This is a genomic window from Halorientalis regularis (assembly GCF_023698535.1).
Taxonomy (GTDB): Archaea; Halobacteriota; Halobacteria; order Halobacteriales; family Haloarculaceae; genus Halorientalis; species Halorientalis regularis.
This window is the reverse complement of record NZ_JALJCL010000010.1, coordinates 1-26015: the sequence shown is the minus strand read 5'-3', so window position 1 is coordinate 26015 and position 26015 is coordinate 1. Positions and strand designations below refer to the sequence as shown.

Sequence of the window (26015 nt, the reverse complement as noted above, 5' to 3'; positions counted from 1 at the left end):
TTCTTTAGGTCGCGGTTGCTATCGCCACCACATGGTACGGCTCGGACTGGTGGTCGCGGAGTTCAACCGCGACGTCACCGAGGAGATGGAGGCGGCGGCCAGGGCACGCGCCGACGAGCGGAACGTGGAGATCGTCGAGACGGTTCACGTCCCCGGCGCGTACGACTCGCCGCTGGCCGCCGACCGGCTGGCACGCCGGGACGACGTGGACGCCGTGACGGTCGTCGGCGCGATCAAGTCCGGCGACACGGACCACGACCAGGTGATCGGCAACGCCATGGCCCAGGGGCTGACCGACGTGAGCCTCGACCGGGACACGCCCGTGACGCTCGGCGTCACCGGCCCCGGGATGAGCGTGGACGAAGCCCGTGCCCGCACCGACTACGGTGCCGCCGCACTGGACGGAGCCGTCGACCTCGTGGAGGAACTATGACTATGGACTTCGCATCCCGCGTACAACGAGTAGAACCGAGCGCGACCCTTGCGATCAGCAACCTCGCCGCCGAACTCGAAGCCGACGGCGTCGACGTGGTGGACCTCTCGGTCGGCGAACCCGACTTCGACACCCCCCAGAATATCAAAGACGCCGGCGAGGCCGCCATGGAAGCCGGCCACACCGGCTACACGTCCTCGAACGGCATCCCCGAACTCAAGGAGGCCATCGCCGCGAAACTCGAAGACGACGGCCTCGATCACAGCACCGACGAGATCATCGTCACCCCCGGCGGCAAGCAGGCCCTGTTCGAGATCTTCATGTCCCTCATCGACGACGGGGACGAGGTCTGCCTGCTCGACCCCGCGTGGGTCTCCTACGAGGCGATGGTCAAGATGGCCGGCGGCAGTCTCTCCCGCGTCGACCTGTCGCCCCACGACTTCCAGCTCGAACCCGCACTGGACGCCCTCGGCGAGACCGTCTCGGACGACACCGAACTGCTGGTCGTCAACTCCCCGTCGAACCCCACCGGTGCCGTCTACTCCGACGCCGCCCTCGAAGGCGTCCGCGATCTGGCCGTCGAACACGACATCAGCGTGATCTCCGACGAGATCTACAAGGAGATCACCTACGGCGTCGAGCCGACGAGTCTCGGCGCTATCGACGGGATGGCCGACCGGACGATCACGCTCAACGGCTTCTCGAAGGCCTACGCGATGACCGGCTGGCGGCTGGGCTACTTCGCCGGCCCCGAGGAACTGGTCGACCAGGCCGGGAAGCTCCACAGCCACTCCGTCTCGTGTGCGGTGAACTTCGTCCAGCACGCGGGCGTCGAAGCGCTCGAAAACACGGACGAGGCCGTCGTGGAGATGCGCGACGCCTTCGAGGAACGCCGCGACATGCTCGCGGACCTGTTCGCCGACCACGGCGTGGACGTGCCCGTCGGCGACGGCGCGTTCTACATGATGCTCCCCGTCGACGACGACGACCAGGCCTGGTGTGAGGGTGCCATCGAGGACGCCCACGTCGCGACGGTTCCGGGGAGCGCGTTCGGGACGCCCGGCTACGCCCGCCTGTCCTACGCCGCGAGCAAGGAGCGCCTAAAAGAGGGCGTCGAGCGACTGGCCGAACACGGCTACCTGTAATACTCGGGTCCAGGGAGTCGGTTTCTGCCGGAACCAGATTCAGGTGACTGGACTTCGAATCCGTGGTATGGCCAGCGTCCCAGACGAGGCCGAGGACCTCCTCACCAGCGAACCGCTCGTCGCCCACCTCGCGACCTGCCGGGACGGGCGGCCTCACGCCGCGCCGCTGTGGTATCTCTACCGCGACGGGCTGATCGAGATCGCGACGACCGGCGAGAAACTCGAAAACATCCGCCACAATCCCGCAGTCGCCCTCTCGATCCAGAAGGCCGAGGACGGTGACCCGCAGTGGGGTATGACTGTCCGCGGGACGGCGGATGTGATCAAATCGGAGAGCGAGCGGATCACGCAACGACTCAACGAGAAGTACGGGGCCGAGGAGGACGCCTGGCAGGAAAACACCGGGGTCCGGATCGAGATCGGGTCGGTCGACTACTGGACGTACTGAGGTCAGTCACAGCGCTCCCGGCAGATCCGGTCGATGATCTTCCCCGTCGACAACAGTTCGTCCTCGTGGACCTGTTCGCGACCCGACGCTCGTTCGACCCGGCAGTCCAGACCCGCTTCGTCGAGTGCTCCGGCGAGTTGCTCCTCGTCGTGATGCTGGTCGTAGCCCAGCGCGATTACGTCGGGGTCGATCTCACGGATCGGGACGAAGAAGTCCTCGGGGTGGCCGACGTGACCCTCGTCCACGGCGTCCAGTGCTGCCACCATGGCCCGTCGCTGGCGGTTCGAGAGGATCGGCGGGTCCTTGTGGGTGACGTTCTCCCGTCGGGCGACGATGACGTGGAGTTCGTCGCCCATCCCGGCGGCTTCTTCGAGGTAGTGGACGTGGCCGGGATGGAGGATGTCGAAGGTGCCCTGGGCGACGACGGTCGTCATCGGACGCCCCCGTCGAACTCCTCGTCGCGCAACTCGGCGTCGATGTCGGCCTGGGTGAAATCGAAGAACTCCTCCTCGGGGAGGTCGATGTCGAGCACGTCGAGTTTCCGTGGTTCGCCCTCCTGATCGAAGGCCTGCCAGTCGGTCTCGCCGTAGGGCGCGCCGACGATGATGTGGACTTTGCCCTTGTTGAACGTCTGAAGGTCGGCGTCGCTCGGGCGGAGGACGCCGTTGGGGTGTGAGTGGACCGACCCGGCCGCGCGCATGTCGTTCGGGATCATGTTCGTCTTGACAGTGGCGCTGACGGGATTGGACTCGGTGCCCGGGATCACGAGCACGTCCGTGATGACGGTTCCCTCGCGGTCCAGGCCGACTTTCTGGGCGCGTTCGCCCCGGAGCAACCCCATGTATTCGTTGGGGTGTGCGTCCTCGGATGCTTCCAGCGCGAACTCCAGGGCATCCTCGGCGATTCCGAGGATTTCGCCCGACCGGAACAGCCGCATGTATCCATCTCGGGTCGGTTACCTTCTAAGGGTTCCGGATGTGCCGGCACCGACTCGTCAGCGTTTCCAAAGGTTAAAACACGCGAGCGCCGAACCCAAGTCAAATGTCTCCACAGACTCCCGATGACGGGGCGGAGGTCTCCGCCGACGGGGTTCCTACGGTTTACGACCTCGCTGACGGCTGTTCGCTCGACGACGTCGAACGCGGCGAGTACTACCGGGCGACGGTCAACGGCGTCGTGGCCTACGGCGTGTTCGTGGACCTTACCGAGGGCCTCTCCGGCCTCGTTCACGAGTCGAACCTGCTCGGCGACTACGACGTGGGCGACGAGTTGCTCGTCGAACTCTCGGAGGTCCGCGAGGACGGCGACGTGAGCTTCGATGAAGTCGAACTCGCCGACTACGAGACCGAGCGCGTCGACGCCGGTGAGTCCGTCGCCGTCGCCGACCTCGAAGACGCCGTCGGATCGACGGTCACCCTCGACGGCGAGGTCGTCCAGATCAAACAGACCGGCGGCCCGACCATCTTCCACGTCCGCGACGAGTCCGGCGTCGTCCCCTGTGCCGCCTTCGAGGAGGCGGGCGTCCGGGCCTACCCCGAGATCGAACTCGACGACGTGGTCAGGCTCACCGGCCGCGTCGAGATGCGCGAAGCGGCCGTCCAGATCGAGGTCGACAGCCTGGATCGCTACGAGGGCGAGGCCGCCGACGAGGCACGCGAACGGCTCGACGACGCGCTCGACGAGTACGCCGAACCCAACGCCGTCGAGCCGATGGTCGAGTGGGAGGCCTTCGAGAAACTCCGGCCCGACCTCGAACGGGTCGCCCGGCGACTCCGCGAGGCGGTGCTGGAAGGCCGGCCGATCCGAATGCGTCACCACGCCGACGGCGACGGCCTCTGTGCGTCGGTCCCCCTCCAGTTGGCGCTGGAGCGGTTCATCAGTGAGCACCACCACGACCCCGACGCGCCGCGACACCTGCTCAAACGCCTCCCGAGCAAAGCGCCGTTCTACGAGATGGAGGACGTGACCCGGGACCTCAACTTCGCGCTGGAGAATCGCAAGCGCCACGGGCAGAAACTCCCGCTCCTCCTGATGCTCGACAACGGGTCGACCGAAGAGGACACGCCAGCCTACCGGAACCTCGCCCACTACGACGTGCCCATCGTCGTCGTCGATCACCACCACCCGGACCCCGACGCCGTCGGGCCGCTGGTCGACGAGCACGTCAATCCCTACCTCCACGACGAGGACTACCGGATCACGACGGGCATGATGTCGGTCGAACTCGCGCGGATGATCGACCCGTCGCTCACCGACGAACTGCGACACGTCCCCGCAGTCGCCGGGCTCTCGGACCGCTCGAAGGCTGAAGCGATGGACGACTACCTCGATCTCGCCGCCGAAAAAAACTATTCCGAGGCCGACCTCCGGGACGTGGGCGAGGCGCTGGACTACGCGACCTTCTGGCTGAAGTACAACGACGGTCGCGAACTCATCAACGACGCGCTGAACGTCGCCTGTGACGACCGCGAGCGCCACGAGGAACTCGTCGACTTCCTCGCCTCCCGGGCCGAACGCGACGTGGACAAGCAACTCGACGCCGCGATGAGCCACGTCGAACACGAGCGACTGGACAACGACGCCCACCTCTACCGGATCGACGTGGAGAACTACGCCCACCGCTTCACCTACCCCGCACCGGGGAAGACGACGGGCGAGATCCACGACCGGAAAGTCGAGGCGACGGGCGATCCCGTCATCACCATCGGCTACGGGCCGGACTTCGCGGTCCTCCGATCCGACGGCGTCCGGCTGGACATCCCGGAGATGGTCGAGGAACTCGTCGACGAGATCGACGGCGGTGGCGTCTCCGGCGGCGGCCACCTCGTCGTCGGGTCGATCAAGTTCGTCGAGGGGATGCGCGAGGCGGTCATCGCGGCGCTGGTCGAGAAGATGGCCGACGCGGAACTCGACGAGGACCTCGCCGCGACGCGGCCCGACGAATAACCGACACACGCGGTTCCGGCCCACCGCATTGGGCACGGCTTGCTCGTTTTCACGCACGGTCGAGACGCCACATCCAGCGGCTACTGGCGGTTCGGGCTGGCTTACTCCGGCTACGCGACCCATAACGAAACGTGGCCGGACGGAACCGACGGCCATGAGCGACAGCGAGGACGACACCGGGGCGGATGTATCGAAAAAAGAGCGACTGATCAACGCCTGGATCGCCGTCGGGCCGGAGGGCAAGACGACGGACGTGAGCGACCTGACCGGGTCCTCGCGCGGGGCAGGGACGGGCTCCACCCTCACGACCGACTGCAACCGGTCACCCACAGCTCCCGACAGGTGGCGAGCGAGCCCCGCCCGCGGCACAGACTCGACAAACAGGCCACACCCGGCCCCGGATCACTCGAATCAGCCGACGACACCCGGGTTCCACCAGCTACTCGTCGAATTCGACCGCCAACTCGTCGCACAGCAACAGCAGGTGACCGCCGAGTCGAATTCCGTCCCGCAGGGCTCGCACGCACCATCGCAATTTCCAAGTACGACCTCGGCGTCGACCTGCGCGAGTTACTCCGGCAACTGGCGGCTGTCGCCACGGGTCTCTGATTTCCTATCGCGGATAGCAGTTTACGGACTGCCCTCACGTCGCCGGACGAGTCTCGAACTCGAACCGGCGTGCGACCAGTACAGCCCCCAGCGCGGCCAGAGCCACGACGAGTAGCAGACTGGCCGGGAGCCGCCAGTCGCCACCCTGCCAGTCCGCCTGGAACACGCCGGCGAAGTAGCCGGCGACGCCCTCGCCCTCGATCAGAACCGCGACCTCGCGGTTTTCGCGTGCGGAATTGTTGTTCCAGTTGAGCGAACCGACCAGCACCTGGTCGTCGTCGACGATCACGCCCTTGGCGTGGATCTTCTCGAACCGGCCGTTCGGGTCGGCAATCCGGGCTGACAGGGGCAGGTTCTCGCGGGCCGCCCGCTCGTTTAGCCACCCGACCAGCGCTCGATTCTCTTCTTCGACGTACCAGGCGTCGCTGAGCAGGATTCGCACGTCGACGCCTCGCCGTGCGGCCGCGAGGGTCGCGCGAAGGAACGGCTGGCGACGGCTCCCGATGGAGACCTGCTCGATACGGATGGTCTCGTCCGCGTTCCGGAGCAGACGCAGGAGTCTCCGCTCGGCGTTGTCGGGCGCTCGCAGTAACTCGACGCGCTCGGGCTGGAACCGCCGTGGGCCGACCCTTTCCGGAAAGGTTCCGTTCGCTGGAGGGCCGTCCGCCGGCTCGAAGCGCTTCCCCGCCCGATACCGACGCCAGGACTCCGCATCCAGCCCGCTCGCGTCGGCCTGGAACGTCGCTGCCAGCGCCGAGACGATCCGGTCGGCGCTGACGACGACACCCCAGCCGCGACTGGCGTGGCCGCCGGTGCCGGCCGGCTTCCAGTTCTCCGTGGTGACCAGGCCTCGCCCGTCGACGACCGCGTATTTGGCGTGGTGGAAGTCGTACCGTGCAGGTTCGCCCGGGAGGACGGTGACCCCGACTCCGTGTTCTGTCAGGTGATCGAGTGTCCGGGCCGACGGCTGCGACAGGCCACCCACCGGACTGCCGTCGACGAGGACGCTGACGTCGACGCCGCGGCGGGTTGCTGCGACGAGTTCTCCCTCGACTCGATCCGCGGTGAGCGTGTAGCCCGCCAGCAGGATTCGCTCGTCTGCGGCGGCGAGCGTCTCGGTCGGGACTGCCGAGCCGTCGGGGAGGACGAACGCTCGGGTCGACTCGCCCGGCACGGCCACGACGGGGAATTCCGTCGCGCCGACCGGTCGCCAGCGGATGCCGTCGCGCCCCGGTGTGGCAATCTCCCCTTCCGGTGCGTCGGTGTACCGGAGCGTTTCGACTGGTTCGCCGTCGCGCGCGAGCGCGACGTAATCACCGCTGTTCGCGAGCGCTAACCCCTGGTCGAGGGCAAGGATTCGAGCGTCCGTCCGGTTTCGCGTCAGGTTCGGCGCGGTCGTGAGTGCGATCCGACCCTCGACGGTCCGGTTCGGGAGTCGGACCCGATCCTCGCCGTCCGTGATCGTGTAGTTCCCCAACGGCGTCGTCGCCGTGACGTTCAGGATCACGAACTCGCCGTCGTCGCCGTCGGGAACCGGATTGGGGTAGACACCGGTCAGCCCGACGGGTACTGTCTCGTTGATCGGTGCCGGAGCGACGCTGGCTACCTGTTCCGGCCCCCCGGCGAAACCGGTCGCTGGCGCAACGGTGAGACCGAATCCGGCCACCAGAAGCACGAACACGGCGACCGTCGCTCTGAATCGGGGCACGCCCCCGGGTGGTCCCGGTCTGGGTAATAAACCCTCGGCCGCGATATCGAATCAACCGCTCGTCGGCCGGCCGCCTACCCGGTCGCCAGGCGACGGACCACGGAGTTATCATACTGTAGAATGAGGAGTGCGATTCATCTATCTGCGGTTGCTAGACCGATCAATCGTGACGACGCTAAGCGACGAGCCTGATCCGCCTATACGCGTTCTCTACGTGGACGACGACGAGGCGTTCGCCGACCTCGTGCGGACGAAACTCGACCTGATCGCCCCCAGTGTGGAACTCATCTTCGAAAACGGCCTGGAGCCGGCGCTGGATCGACTGGACGAGGGTGTCGACTGTGTGGTCACCGCGTATTCGCTGGCCGACGGGAGTGGAATCGATCTCGTCGAGCGGGTAGAGGAGTGTGACGACGCCGTTCCGACGATCCTGTTCACCGGTCGCGGGAGCGAGCGGATCGCGGGCCAGGCGACACAGGCGGGGGTTTCGGACTACATCCCGATCCAGTCCGAACAGGACGAGTTCGAGATTCTCGCGGCGCGTATCGAGACGCTGGTGGACGCGGCTCGGCAACGCCGGCGGGCCGACGCAGTCACCGACCGGTTCCGTCGGACGATCGAACGGACGACGGACGCGATCTACGCCGTCGACTCGGAGTGGCGCATCGAGTACATGAACGAACGGATGGCGACGCGGGTCGACTGTGATCCCGACGCCGTCGTCGGGGGCGTCCTCTGGAAGGAGTTCCCGACGATCCTGGGGACGGAGCTCGAAGCGAACTACCGGGCAGCGATGGAATCCGGCGAGCCAGTGTCGTTCGAGCAGTACCTCGGCGACCCCTTCGATTACTGGGTCGAAGTGCGTGCGTTCCCGGACGATGACGGACTGACGGTGTTCTCCCGCGAGATAACCGGCCAGCGTGAACGCCGGCTGGAGTTACAGCGACAGGAGCGAATCCTGCAGAACGTCCACGACGTGGTCTTCGCCGTCGATGCGGACCTCGACGTCCGCTTCGCGAACTCGGCGGCCGCCCGACTGCTGGGACAGGACAGTCCCGCCGACCTCGAGGACCGGTCGCTTGCGGCGCTCGTCGACGGAATGGCGACCCCCGAGGCAGTCGAGGAGTTTCGGACGGCAGTGAGCCGGACGCTCTCGGGGAACGCCACCGAATCCGACGGGGGGCTCACGGGACTGTACGACTTCGACCTCAGAATCGGCCTGGAGACGCGGGCCGGGGACCGGACCTTCGACGTGCGGCTCACGCCGTTCGAGGCGGCCGACGTTCGGCAGGTGCTCGTGGTGGCACGAGACGTCACCGACCAGAGCGAGGCTCGAACGCAACTCGAACGCGAGCGGGACGCGCTGGGCGAGATCAAGCGCGTGATGGCCGACAGCGACCTGACGACGGACACCCGCCTGCAGCGAGTGCTGGCGAGTGCCCGTGAGGTCCTCGACCTCGACGTTGGAATCCTCGCGGGGATCGACGGCGACGACTACGAGATCACTGCCGTCTCGGCACCGGATATTCCGCTCAGCACCGGTGACGAGTTCGACCTCGGCGAGACGTTCTGCGATCTGGTCGTCGACCGGGGTGAACCGGTGAGCTTCACGAGTTCCGAGCGGGGTGGCGTGGAGACACACCCCGCCTACGAGAAACAGGGGATGGAGTCGTATCTCGGTGCGCCGATCGCCGTCGACGGGTCCTTCTACGGGACACTGAACTTCTCGAGTCCGGACGCCCGTGACCGACCGTTTAGCGCCTTCGAGACGACGCTCGTTCGCCTGCTCGCACAGTGGATCGGCACGGAGTTGAGCCGTCGCCGGAGCAAAGAACTGGCCGAAGCGAGCCGCGACCGGTTGCGACAGATCATCGACATCCTCCCGCAGCTCGTGTTCGTCAAGGACGCGAGTGGCGAGTATCTGCTCGCCAACGAGCCGCTGGCCGAGGCGTACGGAACCTCCGTCGACGAACTCGAAGGGGCCACGGACGCCGCCTTCGCCGCCTCCCCCGACGAGGTCGAGCAGTTCCAGACTGACGACCTGGAGGTCATCGAATCCGGCGAGCCCAAACACATCCCCGAAGAACCACTCACGGCCGCCGACGGCGAGCGCCGCATCGTCGAGACGACGAAGATCCCGTACGAGCCCATCGACGCCGATGGCGACGCCGTCCTCGGGGTCGCGACGGACATCACCGAACGCAAACGCCGTGAGCGGGAACTCGCACGGTACGAGGCCCTCGTCGAGAGCATGGACACCGGTGCGGTGGTCGTCGACAGCGACGGACGGCTCGAATACGTCAACGAGCGCATCGTGGAGCAGTCCGCAGACTCCCGGGCGGAACTGGAGGGTCGCCCGGTCATGCCGTTCGCGCGCGAAGTGACCAGTGACGCGTCCGCTCTCGATCGGTTCGAGGCGGCACTCGACGCCGCGCTCGCCGGCGAGGACGTTCCCCACGACCGGGTGGAACTCGAAGTCGAGGCGGCGACCGGCGACCGGACCGTCGAGTACCTGTTCTCGTCGTTCCGCCACGACGACGAGCGGAAGGCGGCCATCGTGACCCGCGATATCACTGACCGGACCGAGCGCGAACGGGAACTCCGGGAGATCAAAGAACGTCTCGACCTGGCGGTCACGGGTGCCAACCTCGGCGTCTGGGACTGGAACGTCGAGACGGGCGACGTGACGTTCAACGACCAGTGGGCCGAGATGCTGGGCTACGCGCCCGAGGAGGTCGAGGATCACCTCGATGCCTGGGAACGGCGCGTCCACCCCGACGATCTGCCGGAGGTCGAAGCCACGCTCCAGCGCCACCTCGACGGCGAGACCGACTACTACGACGCCGAACACCGGATGCGGACGAGCGACGGTGACTGGATGTGGATTCGCGACGTGGGCAAAGTCGTCGAGCGCGGCGACGACGGGACGCCGAAACGCGCCGTCGGCATCCACATCGACATCGACGAGCGGAAGGCATCCGAAACCTCGCTGGAGGAGGAGCGCGATATGTTCGCCGAAGGGCCAGCGGTCGTCTTCAAGTGGCGCAACGAAGACGGCTGGCCCGTGGAGTACGTCTCGGACAACGTCACCGAGACGTTCGGGTACTCGCCGGAACAACTCCAGTCCGGTACCGTTCCCTACAGCGATCTGGTCCACGACGACGACCTCAGACGCGTCGTCGAGGAGGTCGAGGCCAACAGTGACGACACGACCGAACGGTTCAGTCACGAACCCTACCGCATGGTGACGGCCGACGGCGAGGTGAAGTGGGTCACCGACAACACGAAGATCGTTCGCGAGGACGGCGAGATAACCCACTATCTCGGGTACTTGATCGACATCACCGAGCGAAAGCGGCTCGAACGCAAGCTCCGTGCCCTCCAGCGGGTCGCCGGCGACCTGGCGACTGCTCGCTCCGTCGAGGAAATCGGAGCGATGGCCGTGGACGCGGCCACCGACATCCTCGGTCTCGATCTCACTGGCATCTGGGCCTACGACGAACGGGCCGACGCGCTCGAACCGGTCGCCGAGACCGAGGACGCGCGGGCGGTGAGCGGTGACTCACCCAGGTTCACGCCCGGCGACAGCCTCGCGTGGAGGGCCTTCGAAGCGGGCGAGCTCCGCACGTACGACGACGCGTCCGAGATCGACGGCCGGTACAACGACGACACGCCGATCCAGAGCGAGATTCTCCTTCCGCTCGGCGATCACGGGCTCATGTCCACGGGCGCGACGGCGCCACGCGAGTTCACCGACAAGGACGTGGATCTGTTCCGGGTGCTCGGTGCGGCGGTCGAGGCCGCGATGGTCCGGGCCGAGCGTGAACACGAGTTGCGGCGCCAGAACGAACGCCTCGACCGGTTCGCGAGTGTCGTGGCCCACGACCTCCGGAACCCCCTGTCGGTCGCGAAAGGGTTCCGGGAAGTCGTCGAGGAGACCGGTGACCTGAGTCATCTGGAGCGCGTCGCGTCGGCCCACGACCGGATCGAACATCTGATCGACGACCTCCTCACGCTTGCAAAGGGCGAGTCGACGGTCGAGGACCCCGAACGGGTCGCCCTCGACGCCGTCGCCACGGAGGCGTGGGGCTACGTCGACACCGACCAGGCGTCGCTGACGGTCACGGACGCGGTGCCCACAATCCACGGCGATCCGGGCCGGGTAACCCAGTTGTTCGAGAACCTGTTCCGGAACAGCGTGGAACACGGCGCGACGAGTGGTGACACGGAGACCGACCTGACGATCACCGTGGGCGATCTCTCCGGCCGCGACGGCTTCTACGTCGAGGACGACGGTGTGGGGATCCCACCGGATCGCCGCGACGAGGTCCTCGAACACGGCGTCAGTTACGGCGAGGGTGGCACCGGGTTCGGGCTCTCGATCGTGTCCGACATCGCCAGCGCCCACCGGTGGGACGTGTCGCTCACCGAGGGGCCGGACGGCGGTGCCCGCTTCGAGTTCGAGACGACCCCGTAGCCGGCCTCACTCCGCCAGCGCGTCCGCGACCGACTCGATGGGGTGGGGCGGCTCCGCGTCGGCGTCGGGACGGTCGCCAAGCTGCGTCCGGCAGGACGCGCCGGGCGCGACGACCCGCTCGCCGTCGCTGTCTTCGACCTGCTCGAACAGGATATCGCCGATAGCCCTGCTCATCGAGTAGTGTTCGGCCTCGTAGCCGAACGAGCCAGCCATCCCACAACAGCCCGAATCGAGCGGGTCGACCCGGTAGCCGGCCCGCCGGAGGACGCCGACGGCGTGGTGGTCCTTGGCCGTCGCCTTCTGGTGGCAGTGGCCGTGGTAGGTCAGGTGCCCGTCGGGCGCGTCGAACTCGATTCCCTCGTCCAGCCGGTGGGTATCGAGGTACTCCAGCACGCCGTACGCGTTCTCGGCGACGGTCTCGGCGGCCGCCGCGTCGTCGGTGTCGCCCAGCAGGTCCAGGTAGTCCGACTGGTACATCACCGCGTCGGAGGGTTCCACGACCACCACGTCCCAGCCCTCGGCGACCCGCGGTGCCAGTTCGGCGACGTTCGTCCGGGCCGTCTCGCGCGCTTTGTCGAGAAACCCCTTCGAGAACGCCGCGCGGCCGCTGTCGGTCAGGCTCGCGGGCACCTCGACGTGGACGCCCGCCGCTTCCAGCACACGGACGGCCGCTTTCCCTGCCTCGGGGCGACTGTAGTTGGTGTAGGTATCCGGCAGGAGAAGGACCCGGCGGTCGGCGTCGTCGGCGGGGACGCGGCTTCCCCGCGTGCGGAACCACTTCGCGAACGTCCGTCGACGGAATGTCGGGAGCGTCCGCTCGCGGGCGATACCGGCGGTCTTCTCGATGACCGTCCGCGCCCCCGGCACCTTCGTCGCGAGGTTCGACAGGGGTGCCAGCGCGCTCCCGACCGCGGACAGCGTGTCGACGTTCGCGAACAGACGGTCGCGCAGACTCGCCCCCTCGCGCTGGTGGTGTTCGTGCGTGAGTTCGGCCTTCAGTTTCGCCATGTCCACCTCGCTCGGACAGTCGTGGGCACAGCCCTTACAGCCGATACAGAGGTCCAGCACTTCCGTGACGAACTCCTCGGAGAACTGCTCGTCCTCGGGGAGTTCGCCCGACATCGCTCGCCGGAGGCTGTTCGCGCGGCCCCGCGTCGACAGCGACTCTTCCTCGGCGGCCCGGAAGGTCGGACACATCACGTCGCCGGTCGTGTCCTGGTGGCCCCGACAGCCGCCACAGCCGTGGCAGAGTTCGGCCATCCCCTGGAGCCCGTTCTCGTTGTCCCACTGGAGTTCGGGCTCGAACCCCGCGTCGAACTCGTAGTCGGGGTCGAACCGGAGGTGTTCGGTCATGTCCGTCTGGTCGTCGGGTCTGGAGACGACCTGTCCCGGATTCAGGAGCCAGTCGGGATCGAACGCGGTCTTGAGGTCCCGGAACGTCTCCCAGACCGCGTCGCCGTACAGTTTGCGGTTCCACTGGGTGCGCGCGCGGCCGTCGCCGTGTTCGCCGGAGACCGAGCCCCCGTACTCGACGACGAGGTCGGTCACGTCGTCGGCGATGGCTTCCATCTGCGCGACGCCAGCTTCGGTCTTGGTGTCGACCAGCGGTCGGATGTGGAGCACGCCCGGGCCCGCGTGCGCGTAGAAACTGGCGTACGTGTCGTGCTCGTCCAGCACCGCACGAAAGTCCGCGACGAACTCGGGCAGGTTCTCGGGCGGGACGGCGGTGTCCTCGACGAACGCGACGTGTTTCGCGTCGCTGGTCCGGCCCAGCAGGATCGGGAGCCCCGACTTTCGGAGCTTCCAGAACTGTTCGCGCTCGGCCTCGTCGTGGGCCTCGTCGGCCGATTCGGCCCGGATCGGCGCATCCGTCCGCACGCCGTCCCCGGTCGGTGCGGCCAGCGCCTCCGTCCCCGGCGCACGGTCGGCCAGCAGGTCCGCCACACGCTCGCGGCCCCCGGCGTCGTCGTCCGCGTAGAACTCCACGAGCAGGACCGCGCCGGTCCCCAGGGGCACCATCTCGTCGACCAGTGTTCCGAACTCGGCGGTGTCGCGGGACAGGTCGAGCAACACGTCGTCCAGCACTTCGACCGCGGCAGGGTCGTGATCGAGGATCGGTGCCACGTCCTCCATCGCGTCGAGCAGGTCGTCGTACCGCAGGAGTGCGAGTGCCTTCGTCTCTGGCACCGGTTCCAGTGAGATCTCGGCCTCGGTGACGACCGCCAGCGTCCCCTCGCTCCCCGCGAGCAGACCGGGCACGTCGACCACGTCGTCCTCGCGGGCGCGTTCGATCAGCCAATCGAGGTTGTAGCCCGAGACGTTACGCTTGAGGTCGGGGTAGGCGTCGGCAATTGTCTCGTCGTCGAGTACGTCCCGGACCGCCGCGTAAATCCGCGCTTCGAGGTCACCCTCGGGGTCGGCCAGTTCGTTCAGTTCGTCGATGGGGACTGGCTCGAACGTGGTGACGGTGCCGTCGGCCAGCACGACTTCGCAGGCCTCGACGTAGGCGTCGGTCTTCCCGTACTGCAGGGAGTGGGCGCCGGTGGAGTTGTTGCCGATGGCCCCGCCGAGTACCGACTTGTCGCCCCAGGCGGGGTCGGGCGCGAACTTCAGACCGTTGTCGGCCAGCGCGGCGTTCAGGTGGCCGAGCGTGATTCCCGGTTGGGCGCGGGCGCGGCGCCCATCCGCGTCGATCTCGCGGATGGCGTCCATGTGTTTCGAGAAATCCAGGACGACCGCGCGGTTGACCGTCTGGCCGGCGAGGCTCGTCCCCGCGCCCCGCGGAAGGACGGGAATCCCGCGGTCGGCGCAGTACTCGACGATGGCGGCCACGTCGGCCGTGGAGGTGGGGAACACGACGCCGACGGGCGTCACCGCGTAGATGCTCGCGTCGGTGGCGTACTGCTCCCGGGAGTACTCGTCGAAGCGGACCTCCCCGTCGATTAGCGATCGGAGGTCGGCGACGAGCCCCGGCCGCGCCACGTCGCCGCCCTGGTAGTCGTAGGCCGCCCGCTCGTCGGTGCTGGGGTCGTCCGACGACGGACCGCTGGCTCCCGACTCGGAACTCATAGACGGGGATAGCGACCGGAGCAGGGAAACAGTTGGCGTTGCGGAACGGGACGGCGATTCGCGGACGGCGAGTCCAGCGGTGGATCAGGCCGACGTGGACTCGGCTGCCTTCTCGGCCTCGACCTGCACGAGGTAGGCGCGGTCGTCGGCGTAGTCGGCCGCGGCCTCGCGGGCGCGCTCGGTCCCGATCCGGTTCAGCGCCCAGGCGGCGCTGGCCCGCACCTCGTCGGCGTCGTCCTCGGCCAGCACGTCCGCCAGCGGGTCGATGGCGCGGGTGTCTCCGAGCAGTCCTAGCGCGCGGGCGGCCGTACTCCGGACCTCCGCGTCGTCGGCGACCAGCTGGTCGGCCACGACCTGCGTCGAGCGCTCCTGCCCGATAGCACCGATGGCGCGCAGGGTGACCTTCCGGAGCGCCACGTCGCCGCCCTCGACGTACTCTTCGATAGTGTCCAGTGCCTCCTCGGCACCGATCCGGCCGAGGATGCGGATGGCCTGCTTGTTGCGTTTCTCGGCCATCGCCAGCAGGTCCTCGGTGGCTTCCGGCGGGGCGATCCGCTCCAGCGAATCGAGGACGTTCTCCTCCATGAAGTCCGACTCGAACTTCTCCAGTCCCAGGAGGATCATCTCGACGGCCTCCTCGTCACCGTCCTTGTAGGCTTTCTCGTGGAGCTTGACGGCGTTCCACTCGGCCGGGAAGTCCTTGCGGTTCTCGGGGTCGAGCGGGTCGTAGAAGCCCCGGGCATCGAGCTGTTCCCGGACAAGCAGGTCGTCCCACTCCTCGGCATCCTCGAGCGCGGTTCCGAGGCTCTCGGCGGCCTCCAGCAACGTCTCGATGGTCTCGGCGTCCTCGTCGGCGTCGAGGTCGGTGTCCTCGACGATCTCGCTCACGGTCCGGAGTTCGGCCGCGAGGTCGCCCATCTCGTCGCTGTCGGGCTCGAAGGTCTCGACGAGTTGACTGCCGGCGGTGTCGAGGAACTCCTCGACGGCCGGGATGACTTCGAGTTCGCCGTCCCCGGTCCACTCGGTGGACTCGACGGTGTCGGCGGCGGCGTCGATCTGCTCGGTCACGTCCTCGGCGTAGGGGCCGCGCTGGCTCTCGACGTCGCCGCGAAGCGAGTCGAGGCGGTCGCGCAGGTCCGCGGCTTCCTCGTCTTCTTCGTCCTCGTCGTCGGGAACCAGGGCCTCGACGGCCTCTTCGATCGCGTCGAGATCCGCGTCGATCTCGTCGAGGTCGGCTTCGGTCTCGGCTTCTTCGAGCGCGTCCTCGACCGAATCCAGCCGGTCCCCGACGGCCTCGGCGTCGGCCGCGGGCACGTCGGCCCCGCCCTCGGGTGCAGTCTCGGCGTCGGTGTCGGCCTCGTTCGCGCCGTCCCCGTCGTCGCCGTTGCTCATACCCGAACACTCGCCTGTCCCCACAAAAGGCGTTTCTATTCAGTCTCCGGACCCGGACCCGGCTCGGGGCCCTCGTCGGCCCCATCTTCCGGGGTATCGACGAGGTACCGCCGGTAGAACCACGGGCCGATCAGGTAGAGAACGGCCCCCACCAGGAGCGAACGGGGGAACAGCCGACCGAAGGCCGTCGGGGCGACGATGGCACCGGCCTGTACCGCGCCCATTCCGAGTGCGTGGGAGGCGCGCAACTCGGGATACGTGACCGTCGTGACCATCAGGTACGTGAACACGGCCGTCATCGCGAGCAACGCCGTCGCGCCGCGGGCCCCGGGCACGCCCGCCAGGTAGACCACGGCGAGGATGGTCGCCGCCAGCGTCGTCTGGACGCCTTCGGTCTCGTCGCTCCCGATGTCGTAGGCGGTATACATCCCCAGGCGGACGACGCCCGACCCGACGAACAGCGCGGGGGCGACGACGGCCGTCGCGAGCAGCGCTGGCGGGTCGCTGCCCGAGAGGGTCAGGCCCCACTCGGCGCTGGCGACGCTGAAGACGAAGATCGCGGGCGCGACACAGAAGGATGCCACGTCGGCCAGCGAGTCGATGAACTCCCCGACGGGCGTACTGCCGACTTTCCGGGCGAGGACGCCGTCGAGCCCGTCGGCGACGGCGGCCAGCAGGATCAGGCGCGCGCCGAGCGCCGGACTGGCGGTGGCGGCGACCGCGGCCGCGAAGCCCAGGCCTGCGTTTGCCACCGTCACCAGGTCGGCGAGTCCCAGCCGGCCGACGAACCGCGGCTGCATACCACGGGCTCCGGGGACCCCAGCCTTAATCGGTTCGATACGACCCCGCTATTCGATGGCGTGCATCAGCCCGGTCACGAGCAACCCGAAGGCTGCGACCGCCCCGAACACGACGAGGACGCCCGCGACCCGGTTGTCCCCGTCGGGATCGAAGCCGTATCCGAGGACGCTCGCCAGACCGACCAGCGCGACGACAGCGCCCGCGCCCACGCCGACGCCGGTCAGTCGCGGAATCTTCGTGCCGAACTCCACCGCGGCGGCCGCGATTGTCGCGAGCCCGACCGCGAGCAGGCCCGCCCCGAACTGCGTTCGCTCCATACCTCCCGTCCGAGCGCCGAGTAGAAAAGTCCGCGCACTCCAGCCCGTGTGTCGCCGCCCGAAACCGCGCGACATATGACGTTCCAGCCCCGAGGCCTGGATATGCGTAGACGAGCCTTCCTCGCGAGCGTCGGCGGCACAGCCCTGACCGTTTCGGTCGCCGGCTGTCTCGGCTCGGGCGGTGCCGGGACGGTAGACGAGTACGACATCGGCATGTCGACCTCCGCGTTCCGCCCGGCGGAGTTCGCGGTCGCCCCCGGCACGACAGTCGTCTGGAAGAACACGAGCAAAAGCACCCACACCGTCACGGCCTACGAGAGCAGTATTCCTGACGAGGCTGACTTCTTCGCCTCCGGCGGGTTCGAGAGCACCGAGGCCGCCCGCGACGGCTGGCTGAAAAACAGCAGCGGTGGATTCTCAAGCAACGAGACCTACGAACACACCTTCACCGTCCCCGGCACCTACGAGTACTTCTGTATCCCCCACGAGAAAACGGGGATGGTCGGGACAATCGAAGTCACCGAGAACGCGACTCGCACGCCGGAGACACCGGTTGCGACAACCGACGGGACGCAATCCGGGACCGACGCCGAGTGACGCTCGCGGATTGACTCGCCTCCCGACCAGCGTCGCCACTCCCGGCGCGTGCAAAAAACCGAAGTTCGTGTCGGATTACTCCTCGTCGGCGTCGGCTTCCTCGTCCTCGGTGGCCTCGGAGTCTTCCTCGCCCACGTCGACACTGGTCTCCTCTTCGGCGGCGATTTCGTCGGGGCGTGCTTCCAGCGTCGTCTTCTGGATCTCGACGCGGCGCACCGGGTAGATCTGCTTGGCCTCGTTGTAGATGGCCGAGGAGAGGCGACCTTCGACGACGCTGTCGACCAGGTCGCTGAAGGTGCGGTCGCTCGCGCTCTCCTCGACGAGGTCGATCATCGTCCGACGGATGGCCTTCTCCTGGCTGTGGTCCGCGGATTTCGTCGTGTAGGCGACGGGCTGGACCTGGAGCCGGTAGTCGTCGGTCGTCAGGACCGTCACGAAGGCCTCGATCTTCGAGGAGCCCCGGCGGACGAGGCTGCGCTTGTAGTCGCGTGTCAGTTCGAAGGTGTCGAACTGGGTGTAGGCGGAATCGCCGGCCACCTCGTCGACCTGGAAGGTGAGCTTCTTGTTGTTCTCGCTGGCGTCGTTTTTCAGATCGCCCAGCGTGGTTTCGATGGTCCGTCCGAGGACCTGTTCCGATTCTTCTGCGGGCGTGTCACCGAGTTCCTCGCGCTCGAACTGCTCGGGCGAAAACACGGTGTACCACTGCTTGCCCTGCTTCTGCCGTGAAACTGATCGTTCGCTCATGTCTGTGTCTGTGTGAGTTCGTCCGCAACTGTGCAGTTGACCACGTAGTCGTCGACCGTCGCGTGTAACCCGCCGGTCGACTCCCGTTCGATCACCGTCCTGACCGTCTCGCCGTCGACCGTCGTCTCCATCTCGTCGGTGTTGTCGGGGGTGAGCGCGGCCGCGACCATCGCGGCCCGCTCGTGAGTGCCGTGGGTCGTCTCGATCACGGCTCTCATAGTGCCTCCCTGAACGCCTCGATGAACGTCGCGGTGTCGGTCTCGACGGTCGCTCGCGCACGCCGACCGGTGCCGGCCGCGCGACCGCCTGCGCTCTCGACTGCCGCGTCCATCGTCGCTCCGAGCTGGCGGTCCGCGACCGACGCCGCGGCGGCCTCGCCGTCGGTGACGAACAGCGCCACCGGCTCCGGCGACCGGAAGTCCCGGCACAGGCGCGCGGCCGTCGCGACTGGCGGTTCGGCGTCGCCAGCTCCCTCGCCTCGCGCGACGAACAGGCCGTCGTACCGGCCGGTCGTCGCGTTCGCGAGCGCGCCGTGTGCGCGCTCGCCGTGGGTCCGCCACGCGTCGAGGGCCGCCTCGCGCGCGTCGTGGCCCAGCGCCAGCGCGACGCCGGTGCCGGGCTGAACGCGAGCGACCGCATCGAGTACGTCGCCGTACCCCTCGACGGTCCCGAAGGGGCCGCCATCGTGGGGTCGGAGCGCGTTTTCGACACACTCGGCGGCGCGTCGACTCGCGTCGCCCGCGCCCACTGTGCGGAGCGCGACCATCGAGGCCAGTCTGCGGCGGTCGTCCTCGTCCATGCCGTCGCCGTCCTCGGCCGCGAGCATGAGGTTGCAGTCGGCCAGCGCCGTCCGCACGGACTCGGGGTCGCCCGAGAACGGTGCGTGCAGGCGCGTGCCGTAGGCCAGTCCCTCGCTGAGGTCTGGTGTCGGCGTCGCGACGCCGGGGCGGCGCTCGACGCTCGCCGCGTCGGCGAGCGTGGCGCTCGGTGTGGCGTCGGCCACGGTCGCACCGGCCAGCGCGAGGACGGCGTCGGCACTGCCGAGTTCTTCGGCGGCCCGGAACGCGACCTCGCTCACGGGTTCTGGCCCGGTCGGGACTGCCGCGTCGGCGGTTGCGTCGTCGCGGCCGAGCGTGACCGTCGCGTCGGCCTCGGTGGCGCGCTCCGCGGTCGCGGTCGGGGCGACGACGCTGGCCTGAAAGGGCCGGTCGGTCGCCGCGAGCGCCCGGGCGAGCACGCCGGTCGCCGCTAGGGCGTCGCCGTCGGCGGTCGCGACGAACCGAACGAACTCGGCGTCGCGACAGACGGCGGCGATATCGCTGGCGGCGGACGCGGACTCGGTGGGACGGTCGGCGGTTGACATCCTACAGGAGTTCCTTGGCGGTGTCGTAGGAGTACGTGAAGTCGGTGTCGAGTTCGTCGCCGCGGTAGTAATCGACCAGGCGGCGGATCTTCGATTCGGTGTTCTGGAGCGCGCGCTTGTTCTGATGGTCGTTGGGGTTCTCGTCCATGTGCTCGCGCAGGCCAACGGCCCGCTCCATCAGGTTGCGCAGGTCCTCGGGCAGATCGGGCTCGGCGTCGTGCTCCTCGAGGATCTCGGTGATCTTCTTGTCCGTGGCGAGGGTCACGTCGGGGACCGGCGTCCCCTGGACACCCTCGTCACGGAGTTTCAGCCCGATCTCGCTGGGACTGTGCCCCTGTTCTGCCAGTTCGACGACGCGCTCCTCGACGGCTTCGGCGTCGACGTCGCTCCACTCCGGCGGTTCGTCTGCCACGGGCTTGTCCGAGTCGGACGAGCCGCGGCGGCGTGTGTGCATTCGTGCCATAGTTAGATTGGAACCGCGACGACCGCTGTCCGGCGTGCCGGCAGGCGGTGCTGGCCTCTAGGGCGCACACCGCGGGCCGGCGGACTGCCGAAACACTACCGCAATCCCAAGCCGCGAAAGTGATCGTCGCGGCGCGTCGGATTTGCGGTCGTGCTGTTCCCACCCCAACCTTCCCGCTCTCCCACTTTACGGTTTCTACTCGTGGCTCCCGGCTGGCCAGGTGTCCGGCAGCGTTCCCACGGACGAATTCGTCGGTTCCGGGTTTCTTTCGATCAATCCTGCGAATACGGCCAGAGCGCTTTTGCTACTCGATACGCAACGTGAGTGAACATGGCAGCAGGGACGCGGCGGCCGGGCACGCGCGCACAATCCGGGCCTATCGGCTACGTTCTCGTCTTCGCCATCGTCATGGCCGGGATGGCGATCATCGTGCTCATCGGCGTCGGCGGACTGTCGGCGACCCAGTCCCAGTCGGAAATCCAGCGCGCCGAACACTCGATGACGCTCTTCGACTCCCGGGCGGCGATGGTCGCGCTGGGCGACTCCAACGGGCAGACCATCTCGTTCGGCCAGGGCGGCGGGACCTTCGCGGTCGAGGACGACTCCGGCTGGATGCGCATCGTCCACAACAATTACACCGACGACGGCGACGACGAGCGCGAGGTCATCTACAACAAGTCGATGGGAGCGTTGACCTACGAGAACGGCGACCGGTCGCTCGCCTATCAGGGTGGTGGCGTCTGGGAGCGTTCCGCCGACGGCGAGGCCGGCATGATCTCCCCGCCGGAGTTTCACTACCGGGGCGCGACGCTGACGCTCCCGATCATCCGCACGCTCGGCGGCGGCAACGCCAAGGGAAGCGTCGACGTGTCGATCCGGCCCCAGACACAGGCCAAACTCGTCTTCCCCGCCAGGTCGCCGCCGACCGCCGGCGACGAGATCGGTGTCCCCTACAACGGGACCGACCGCAACTACTCGAACCCGATCCGCAACGGGACGGTCAACGTCACGGTCCGCAGTGACTATTACGAGGCCTGGGCCGAGTACTTCCGGGAGCGAACGACCGGCGAGGTCACCGTGTGGGACAGCAATCGGACCGTCCGCCTCCAGCTGAAGTCCATCGGCGGCCCGCCGGGCTCGTTCACCATCCCCGAGGAGGGTGAGAGCGTCCCCGCCGACGGGATCGCAGACGGCCACCCGCTCACGGAGTTCGAACTCGACATCGTCTACACCAACGGGAACAACGACCACTTCTCGCTGTACGACGAGAAGAACAACCAGGAGTACGAGTTGCACGTCCTCCCGACGGGGAACAACTACCACAACAGCTGTCCGAGTACGCCGACCTCGGACGTGTACGTCGGAATGTACTACTATTCGGGTGACGGCTCCGGCGAGTACCAGTACTGGGAGGCGTCCATCGACCCCTCGAACAGCGCCATCAGCTGGAGCTGTACCAGCGAGGGGCCCCAGCTGTCCATCGACATGTTGTCGAGTGCCGTCGACATGGACTACGACCAGAACGCGCCCGGGATCAGCTGTGGCGGTGGCCCCGGCGGCGGCAACAAGTGGCGCTTCGGCGAGCACATCAAGTGTGACTACACGCACGGCGACGCCACGCTCGACCAGCACGACGGCGACGTGGGCTGGGAGCCGGCCGGTCCGTACTCCCCCGGAGACACCTCGACCGGGCGCACGCTCGACGAGATCGTCAACCACTACACCTCGCTGATGGGGCCGGACATCGACATGACCTCACAGATGGGGCCGGGCAACAGCCGCGCCATCGTGCAGGACGCCTCTTCGGGTAGACTCAACTACAAGACTGCGAGCGGCGCGGAGTACATCACGTACCTCCACGTGACCGAAAACGAAATCGGGGTCGAGTTCGACTAGGTCTCGAACTCGAAGTTTATCAGCGTCCGCGTGACCGCCAGCCGCTTCGGATCGTCGATCCGACACTGGACCGTCTCCGGGCGGGTTATCTTGCAGGTGGCGTCGGCGTCGTCTTCGAGGTAGCGTCGCCAGAGCCGGTAGCGGGGCGAGGTGATGTTGACGATCAGCGCGTCGTAGTCGGCCTCCCGCTGGACGAACTCCGGTAGGGGCTCCCGGACCGCTCGTTCGGCCCGGACCCGGACCGTCCCGCCGCTGATGCTCGTGGTGTTGCCCATCTGCTGGGTCTGGATGATCGGGATGATCACTTCGCCGTCCGAGAACCGGAACGGCGGCTGCTCGCTGACGACACCACCCTGTGGCGCGTCACGGAAGACGGCACCGCCCTCGTAGACGATGGCCGTGTCGCTCCGGCCCTCGTACATGATCGGCGTCGACGAGTAGGAGACGCTGGGATTCGTCCCGGTCGGATTGACGCCAGTGACGTTGATCTCGATGGGATCTCGCACCTCCAGCCGTGCGTTGTCGAGTTTGATCTCCGTCGATCGACTCGGCGCACCCTCCTGATGGATGTCGGCCATGTTGTCTGCGAGCACGTCGAAGGCTCGCTCGGCGTTGTTCAACTGCTCTGCGTTGCGTGCGTCCTGCAAGATGCCGATGCCGCTGACCGAGACGATACCCACGGTCGCCGCGACCAGCGAGAAGACGATCACGAACCCGAGCACGTCGCTCACCGCACGATCCCGGCTCATATCGCCTCGTCCTCCAGTCTGAGTCGGTCGCTCGCGGTGAGGTTGACCGCGACCGTCCCGCCGGAGACCGACGACGGTTCTATCGGTGTCGACGTCTTGACCGGGACCGTCACGGTGATCTCGGGATCGGTCGTCCGGACGACGACCTGCGGGTCCGACCCCCCTTCGATACTGACCTCGTACGTGCTCCCGGCGACGCGTGGCGGGAGGCTACGGCCCACCTGGACCGACTCGTTGTCGCCCGTCGTCTCGACCAACCGGTCGGCCATCGTCACGTCGGCACTCACCTGTTCGCCCAGCACCTCCAGTTCCGTCCTGATGCTCCGGTCGCGCTGGTTCTCGACGAACGTCCCGCCCGCCAACAGCAGGCCCGTGATCAGGATGAGTGCGATACCGAGCCCGAGCACGTAGTTCAGCGTCGTCGAGACGCCACGGTCGTCACGCACCCCCGCCCATCCTGGCCCCTCAGTCATCGCTCCCACCCGGGCGGACCTGCGTGTCGGTCGCGTACGACAGCGACGTGGACTGGTACTCGACGTGGACCGTCGCCGTGTAGACCGCCGGCAGCGCGAACGGCACGTCGGGTGCTGTCCCGTAGTTCGTCGAATCGATGGCCGCATCGCGGACGACCAGCGAGTAGGTGCCCTGGAACTGGCGGCCATTCCGGACTTCGATATCGTAGGGCGTGGAGACTCCCTCACCGAACTCCAGGGCCGAACAGTCGGTGCCGTTGAACGTGCCAGCCGTGAGCCCGATGGTCGGGTTCTTCTTCGCCGAACAGGTCGATGACCCTGCCGCGTTCGTGATTTCGATCGTGGTGTCGTCCGCGGTGCCGTCGTTGAACAGCGTCAGCGTCCAGTCGTCGGAGCCGTCGGTAACTCTGAGCGTGAGCGGATCGCCACTCGCCTGATCCAGTTCCGACGAGTCGGTCACGTTGAACCGCGCCGAGCGCGTCCCATCGACGCCCGTAGCGACCGTCCAGTCGCTGGCCACGTCGGCGCTGGCCGGCACGGTCGAGTTGGTGAAGTTCCCCGCCGTCCGATTCTGGCCGATACGAGTCCCCCACTCGACCGCGACCAGCGTCGCGTTGGCACTGATCCCGCGCAACACCTGGAACTGCGCGGCGCGGCGACTCGTCGAGACGACCGCCCGCGAGAGTTTGTCCCGCAGGACCGGCTGTGTCGAGCCGTTCCGGTTGACCGACTCGACGATCGACTCTAGTCCGTCGGCCACGTCGTTGCGATAACTGATCGCGTCTCCGCCGCCGGCGTCGGCCCCGCGGGTGGCGAGGTTCTCCGTGTAGATGACCGAGTTCAACACCAGCGTCAGCGCGACGAACGACGCCGCGAGGACGAACCCCGCGACCAGCAGGACCTGCGCGCGGTCGTCGCTCCTCAGATCCGCCACACGACCACCTCCACGCGAACCACGTCGAAGACGGGTCCCTCGCCGTTCTTGTCGGCGTAGAAGTTCGAGTTGTTGATCCGCGGCCCGCGAGTCATGTTCTCGTTCAGGAGGTGCGTGTCGTTCGTGATGACGACCATCCTACCCGCCGACACCGCGTTGTCGGTCGGCTCACCACGGTAGAGGACGGGCTTGCGCTGTGGCCGCCCGGACTTGTAGTAGGTCACGTAGACGTTGTAGGCGATGCCACGGTCCCCGAACGTCTGTTCGAGGTTCCGGCCCAGTTCCGTCGGGAGGCTTCGGGTGTAGAACCCGTTGACCGTCGCGCCGTGGAACTGGCTCTCCGTGCTGTTCCAGTACAGTACCGTCTCGCGCAACGAGTCGTCCCGGGCCGCCATCGCCAGCACGCCCGCCGCGCTGGCCTGCTGCTGGTTCTCGATGTGCTGACTCGACGTACTCGCAGACAGCGGCGTCACCGCCGTCATCTGCAGCGCGAAGACGACACTCGAGGTCAACAACAGCCCCGCGACGATGGCCTCCAGCGTGTGGACCTGCCCGCGCTCGCTCACCATAGTTTCACCACCAGCGAGACGCTGGTCCCGTTGATCGAGACTGCGCGACGGGCCGTCATCGACGACTGCACGCCCGATTGCGCATCGTCTCCGACCGCGAGCGTCTCCACGTCACCCGCCGTGCAGTCCGTGTCGTCCTGCTCGACCAGCTCCCCGGTCGTCTCGTCCCAGCAGAGCAACTCGTTGGGCGATGCCGACCCGCTCACGTTCCCGCGTATCGTCACGTTGAGGAACGCACTCCCGGTTACCCCGACCTGCTCGTCGAGCGGCTGGTCGGTGAACCGACAGTCCGCCGGTGGGCTCCCGCCCTCGAAGAACGCCACCGTACAGTCCGTGTCCAGAATGTATGGCGTGTCCGGATCGCCGAGCGTGTCTTTCGAGAGTCCGTCGGCGACTCTGTTGACCGCCACGATGTTCTCCTGATCACCACTCGTGAACGGCTGGATCGTCCCCGCCACGAACGCGAAGATGGCAACCAGCACGAACACGAACAGCACGACGCCGACCGTGAAATCGATCGTCGTCTGCGCCCGTCTCCGTGACCGGCGACTACTGGCCGCGTTCGTCCCGTCGGACGGACTTCCCTTCTCCATACAAATCCCTCGTCTGAACGAGGCCGAACAGTCATCACTCGGTTCCTGCACGTCGCCCGGCCCGCTGCCGACTGGTCCTCTCAACTACCCCTAATGGCAGCACCGTGGATATAGGAATTGTGGCCGCTGAGATGGCTATATAACGATTTTGGCCGGACAAACGGTAGTGTTCAGATTAGCTGATTCCATGCGAAGGCGAACGATTGGAGCCAGTCGTCGGCTGTTTCTCGCTCGGCGTTGCTGAAACAATTTGAGAACGAAGAGGTACGGCGTTTTACCTCACGAAAGA

General features: G+C 67.3%; 24 protein-coding genes and 1 pseudogene. 8 read left to right on the top strand and 17 right to left on the bottom strand.

The features are described from left to right. The first annotated feature begins 31 nt into the window (after positions 1-31). The 3 genes from ribH (at position 32) to MU521_RS13555 (ending at position 2026) form a co-directional block, all read left to right on the top strand. On the top strand, positions 32-433 hold the full coding sequence (ribH, locus tag MU521_RS13565) for a 6,7-dimethyl-8-ribityllumazine synthase (protein ID WP_092693443.1): 402 nt from the start codon (positions 32-34) through the stop codon (positions 431-433). Continuing rightward, entirely contained in the window at positions 430-1578 is a 1149-nt protein-coding gene (locus tag MU521_RS13560; RefSeq protein WP_092693445.1) for a pyridoxal phosphate-dependent aminotransferase, read from the top strand. The genes ribH and MU521_RS13560 overlap by 4 nt, the downstream gene beginning before the upstream one ends. Before the next feature lie 67 nt (positions 1579-1645). Continuing rightward, the gene (locus MU521_RS13555) at positions 1646-2026 is read left to right on the top strand and encodes a pyridoxamine 5'-phosphate oxidase family protein (RefSeq protein ID WP_092693447.1); all 381 of its coding nucleotides are present in this window, start codon (positions 1646-1648) and stop codon (positions 2024-2026) included. 2 nt (positions 2027-2028) lie between these two features. Here MU521_RS13555 and MU521_RS13550 read toward each other — a convergent pair whose 3' ends face one another. Beyond that, a complete protein-coding gene (locus MU521_RS13550; protein WP_092693448.1) occupies positions 2029-2460 on the bottom strand; it encodes an FAD synthase family protein in 432 nt (143 codons plus the stop codon). Then, positions 2457-2963: a Mov34/MPN/PAD-1 family protein gene (locus tag MU521_RS13545; RefSeq protein ID WP_092693481.1), complete on the bottom strand. Its 507-nt coding sequence runs from the start codon at positions 2961-2963 to the stop codon at positions 2457-2459. The genes MU521_RS13550 and MU521_RS13545 overlap by 4 nt, the downstream gene beginning before the upstream one ends. A gap of 104 nt (positions 2964-3067) precedes the next feature. On the opposite strand from MU521_RS13545, the gene han reads away from it, so the two are divergent. Further along, positions 3068-4972: a Hef-associated nuclease gene (gene han / locus MU521_RS13540; protein ID WP_092693482.1), complete on the top strand. Its 1905-nt coding sequence runs from the start codon at positions 3068-3070 to the stop codon at positions 4970-4972. A 154-nt stretch (positions 4973-5126) separates the two neighbouring features. Continuing rightward, positions 5127-5696 (top strand): hypothetical protein, encoded by a 570-nt coding sequence (locus tag MU521_RS13535; RefSeq protein ID WP_139171130.1) that lies wholly within the window; start codon positions 5127-5129, stop codon positions 5694-5696. Here MU521_RS13535 and MU521_RS13530 read toward each other — a convergent pair. Then, entirely contained in the window at positions 5616-7289 is a 1674-nt protein-coding gene (locus MU521_RS13530) for a phospholipase D-like domain-containing protein (RefSeq protein ID WP_245681192.1), read from the bottom strand. The genes MU521_RS13535 and MU521_RS13530 overlap by 81 nt on opposite strands. Before the next feature lie 166 nt (positions 7290-7455). Between MU521_RS13530 and MU521_RS13525 the strand changes: the two genes are divergently transcribed. Next, entirely contained in the window at positions 7456-11766 is a 4311-nt protein-coding gene (locus MU521_RS13525; protein WP_175452889.1) for a PAS domain S-box protein, read from the top strand. 6 nt (positions 11767-11772) lie between these two features. On the opposite strand, the gene MU521_RS13520 is transcribed toward MU521_RS13525, so the two are convergent. The 4 genes from MU521_RS13520 to MU521_RS13505 all read right to left on the bottom strand — a co-directional run bounded on the left by MU521_RS13520 (position 11773) and on the right by MU521_RS13505 (position 17345). Further along, a complete protein-coding gene (locus MU521_RS13520; protein WP_092693486.1) occupies positions 11773-14835 on the bottom strand; it encodes an FAD-binding and (Fe-S)-binding domain-containing protein in 3063 nt (1020 codons plus the stop codon). An 84-nt stretch (positions 14836-14919) separates the two neighbouring features. Next, positions 14920-16227, bottom strand: coding sequence for a HEAT repeat domain-containing protein (locus MU521_RS13515; protein ID WP_092693488.1), 1308 nt, complete (start codon positions 16225-16227; stop codon positions 14920-14922). 35 nt (positions 16228-16262) lie between these two features. Next, a complete protein-coding gene (locus MU521_RS13510; protein ID WP_092693489.1) occupies positions 16263-17027 on the bottom strand; it encodes a protein sorting system archaetidylserine synthase in 765 nt (254 codons plus the stop codon). 48 nt (positions 17028-17075) lie between these two features. Further along, positions 17076-17345 carry a hypothetical protein gene (locus MU521_RS13505; protein ID WP_092693490.1) on the bottom strand — a complete coding sequence of 90 codons (270 nt, stop codon included), beginning with the start codon at positions 17343-17345 and terminating at the stop codon, positions 17076-17078. A gap of 102 nt (positions 17346-17447) precedes the next feature. Here MU521_RS13505 and MU521_RS13500 point away from each other — a divergent pair, with 102 nt between their 5' ends. Beyond that, entirely contained in the window at positions 17448-17942 is a 495-nt protein-coding gene (locus MU521_RS13500) for a plastocyanin/azurin family copper-binding protein (RefSeq protein WP_092693492.1), read from the top strand. 75 nt (positions 17943-18017) lie between these two features. On the opposite strand, the gene MU521_RS13495 is transcribed toward MU521_RS13500, so the two are convergent. The 4 genes from MU521_RS13495 to MU521_RS13480 are packed head-to-tail and all read right to left on the bottom strand — an operon-like array spanning position 18018 to position 20512. Next, complete coding sequence (locus tag MU521_RS13495) at positions 18018-18686, bottom strand: 30S ribosomal protein S3ae (RefSeq protein ID WP_092693493.1); 669 nt, start codon at positions 18684-18686, stop codon at positions 18018-18020. Further along, positions 18683-18904: a KEOPS complex subunit Pcc1 gene (locus MU521_RS13490; protein WP_092693494.1), complete on the bottom strand. Its 222-nt coding sequence runs from the start codon at positions 18902-18904 to the stop codon at positions 18683-18685. Before MU521_RS13490 ends, MU521_RS13495 begins: the two co-directional genes overlap by 4 nt. Next, positions 18901-20049, bottom strand: coding sequence for a hypothetical protein (locus MU521_RS13485; protein ID WP_092693495.1), 1149 nt, complete (start codon positions 20047-20049; stop codon positions 18901-18903). The genes MU521_RS13490 and MU521_RS13485 overlap by 4 nt, the downstream gene beginning before the upstream one ends. A 1-nt stretch (position 20050) precedes the next feature. Beyond that, on the bottom strand, positions 20051-20512 hold the full coding sequence (locus tag MU521_RS13480) for a 30S ribosomal protein S15 (protein ID WP_092693497.1): 462 nt from the start codon (positions 20510-20512) through the stop codon (positions 20051-20053). Between the two features lie 330 nt (positions 20513-20842). On the opposite strand from MU521_RS13480, the gene MU521_RS13475 reads away from it, so the two are divergent. Continuing rightward, complete coding sequence (locus tag MU521_RS13475) at positions 20843-22408, top strand: DUF7289 family protein (protein ID WP_092693498.1); 1566 nt, start codon at positions 20843-20845, stop codon at positions 22406-22408. On the opposite strand, the gene MU521_RS13470 is transcribed toward MU521_RS13475, so the two are convergent. The 6 genes and pseudogenes from MU521_RS13470 to MU521_RS13445 all read right to left on the bottom strand — a co-directional run. Next, positions 22405-23157: a DUF7289 family protein gene (locus MU521_RS13470; protein ID WP_139171132.1), complete on the bottom strand. Its 753-nt coding sequence runs from the start codon at positions 23155-23157 to the stop codon at positions 22405-22407. The two genes, MU521_RS13475 and MU521_RS13470, sit on opposite strands and share 4 nt — an antisense overlap. Continuing rightward, on the bottom strand, positions 23154-23630 hold the full coding sequence (locus MU521_RS13465) for a DUF7266 family protein (protein ID WP_139171133.1): 477 nt from the start codon (positions 23628-23630) through the stop codon (positions 23154-23156). Before MU521_RS13465 ends, MU521_RS13470 begins: the two co-directional genes overlap by 4 nt. Beyond that, complete coding sequence (locus MU521_RS13460; RefSeq protein WP_092693503.1) at positions 23623-24564, bottom strand: DUF7261 family protein; 942 nt, start codon at positions 24562-24564, stop codon at positions 23623-23625. The genes MU521_RS13465 and MU521_RS13460 overlap by 8 nt, the downstream gene beginning before the upstream one ends. Further along, positions 24552-25133 (bottom strand): DUF7288 family protein, encoded by a 582-nt coding sequence (locus MU521_RS13455; protein ID WP_092693505.1) that lies wholly within the window; start codon positions 25131-25133, stop codon positions 24552-24554. The genes MU521_RS13460 and MU521_RS13455 overlap by 13 nt, the downstream gene beginning before the upstream one ends. Next, on the bottom strand, positions 25127-25726 hold the full coding sequence (locus tag MU521_RS13450; protein WP_092693507.1) for a DUF7287 family protein: 600 nt from the start codon (positions 25724-25726) through the stop codon (positions 25127-25129). The genes MU521_RS13455 and MU521_RS13450 overlap by 7 nt, the downstream gene beginning before the upstream one ends. Positions 25727-25896: 170 nt before the next feature. Beyond that, positions 25897-26015 (bottom strand): annotated as a pseudogene (locus MU521_RS13445) (IS6 family transposase); the annotation flags it as partial.

Excerpts from the sequence above, each read along its gene's own strand:
- MU521_RS13500 (WP_092693492.1), top strand. The coding sequence starts at position 17,448 with ATGCGTAGACGAGCCTTCCTCGCGAGCGTCGGCGGCACAGCCCTGACC.
- MU521_RS13550 (WP_092693448.1), bottom strand. The coding sequence starts at position 2,460 with ATGACGACCGTCGTCGCCCAGGGCACCTTCGACATCCTCCATCCCGGC.
- MU521_RS13505 (WP_092693490.1), bottom strand. The coding sequence starts at position 17,345 with ATGGAGCGAACGCAGTTCGGGGCGGGCCTGCTCGCGGTCGGGCTCGCG.
- ribH (WP_092693443.1), top strand. The coding sequence starts at position 32 with ATGGTACGGCTCGGACTGGTGGTCGCGGAGTTCAACCGCGACGTCACC.
- MU521_RS13455 (WP_092693505.1), bottom strand. The coding sequence starts at position 25,133 with ATGGTGAGCGAGCGCGGGCAGGTCCACACGCTGGAGGCCATCGTCGCG.
- MU521_RS13520 (WP_092693486.1), bottom strand. The coding sequence starts at position 14,835 with ATGAGTTCCGAGTCGGGAGCCAGCGGTCCGTCGTCGGACGACCCCAGC.
- MU521_RS13515 (WP_092693488.1), bottom strand. The coding sequence starts at position 16,227 with ATGAGCAACGGCGACGACGGGGACGGCGCGAACGAGGCCGACACCGAC.
- MU521_RS13450 (WP_092693507.1), bottom strand. The coding sequence starts at position 25,726 with ATGGAGAAGGGAAGTCCGTCCGACGGGACGAACGCGGCCAGTAGTCGC.
- MU521_RS13510 (WP_092693489.1), bottom strand. The coding sequence starts at position 17,027 with ATGCAGCCGCGGTTCGTCGGCCGGCTGGGACTCGCCGACCTGGTGACG.
- MU521_RS13490 (WP_092693494.1), bottom strand. The coding sequence starts at position 18,904 with ATGAGAGCCGTGATCGAGACGACCCACGGCACTCACGAGCGGGCCGCG.
- MU521_RS13535 (WP_139171130.1), top strand. The coding sequence starts at position 5,127 with ATGAGCGACAGCGAGGACGACACCGGGGCGGATGTATCGAAAAAAGAG.
- MU521_RS13560 (WP_092693445.1), top strand. The coding sequence starts at position 430 with ATGACTATGGACTTCGCATCCCGCGTACAACGAGTAGAACCGAGCGCG.
- MU521_RS13465 (WP_139171133.1), bottom strand. The coding sequence starts at position 23,630 with ATGACTGAGGGGCCAGGATGGGCGGGGGTGCGTGACGACCGTGGCGTC.
- MU521_RS13495 (WP_092693493.1), bottom strand. The coding sequence starts at position 18,686 with ATGAGCGAACGATCAGTTTCACGGCAGAAGCAGGGCAAGCAGTGGTAC.
- MU521_RS13545 (WP_092693481.1), bottom strand. The coding sequence starts at position 2,963 with ATGCGGCTGTTCCGGTCGGGCGAAATCCTCGGAATCGCCGAGGATGCC.
- MU521_RS13485 (WP_092693495.1), bottom strand. The coding sequence starts at position 20,049 with ATGTCAACCGCCGACCGTCCCACCGAGTCCGCGTCCGCCGCCAGCGAT.
- MU521_RS13480 (WP_092693497.1), bottom strand. The coding sequence starts at position 20,512 with ATGGCACGAATGCACACACGCCGCCGCGGCTCGTCCGACTCGGACAAG.
- MU521_RS13470 (WP_139171132.1), bottom strand. The coding sequence starts at position 23,157 with ATGAGCCGGGATCGTGCGGTGAGCGACGTGCTCGGGTTCGTGATCGTC.
- han (WP_092693482.1), top strand. The coding sequence starts at position 3,068 with ATGTCTCCACAGACTCCCGATGACGGGGCGGAGGTCTCCGCCGACGGG.
- MU521_RS13555 (WP_092693447.1), top strand. The coding sequence starts at position 1,646 with ATGGCCAGCGTCCCAGACGAGGCCGAGGACCTCCTCACCAGCGAACCG.
- MU521_RS13475 (WP_092693498.1), top strand. The coding sequence starts at position 20,843 with ATGGCAGCAGGGACGCGGCGGCCGGGCACGCGCGCACAATCCGGGCCT.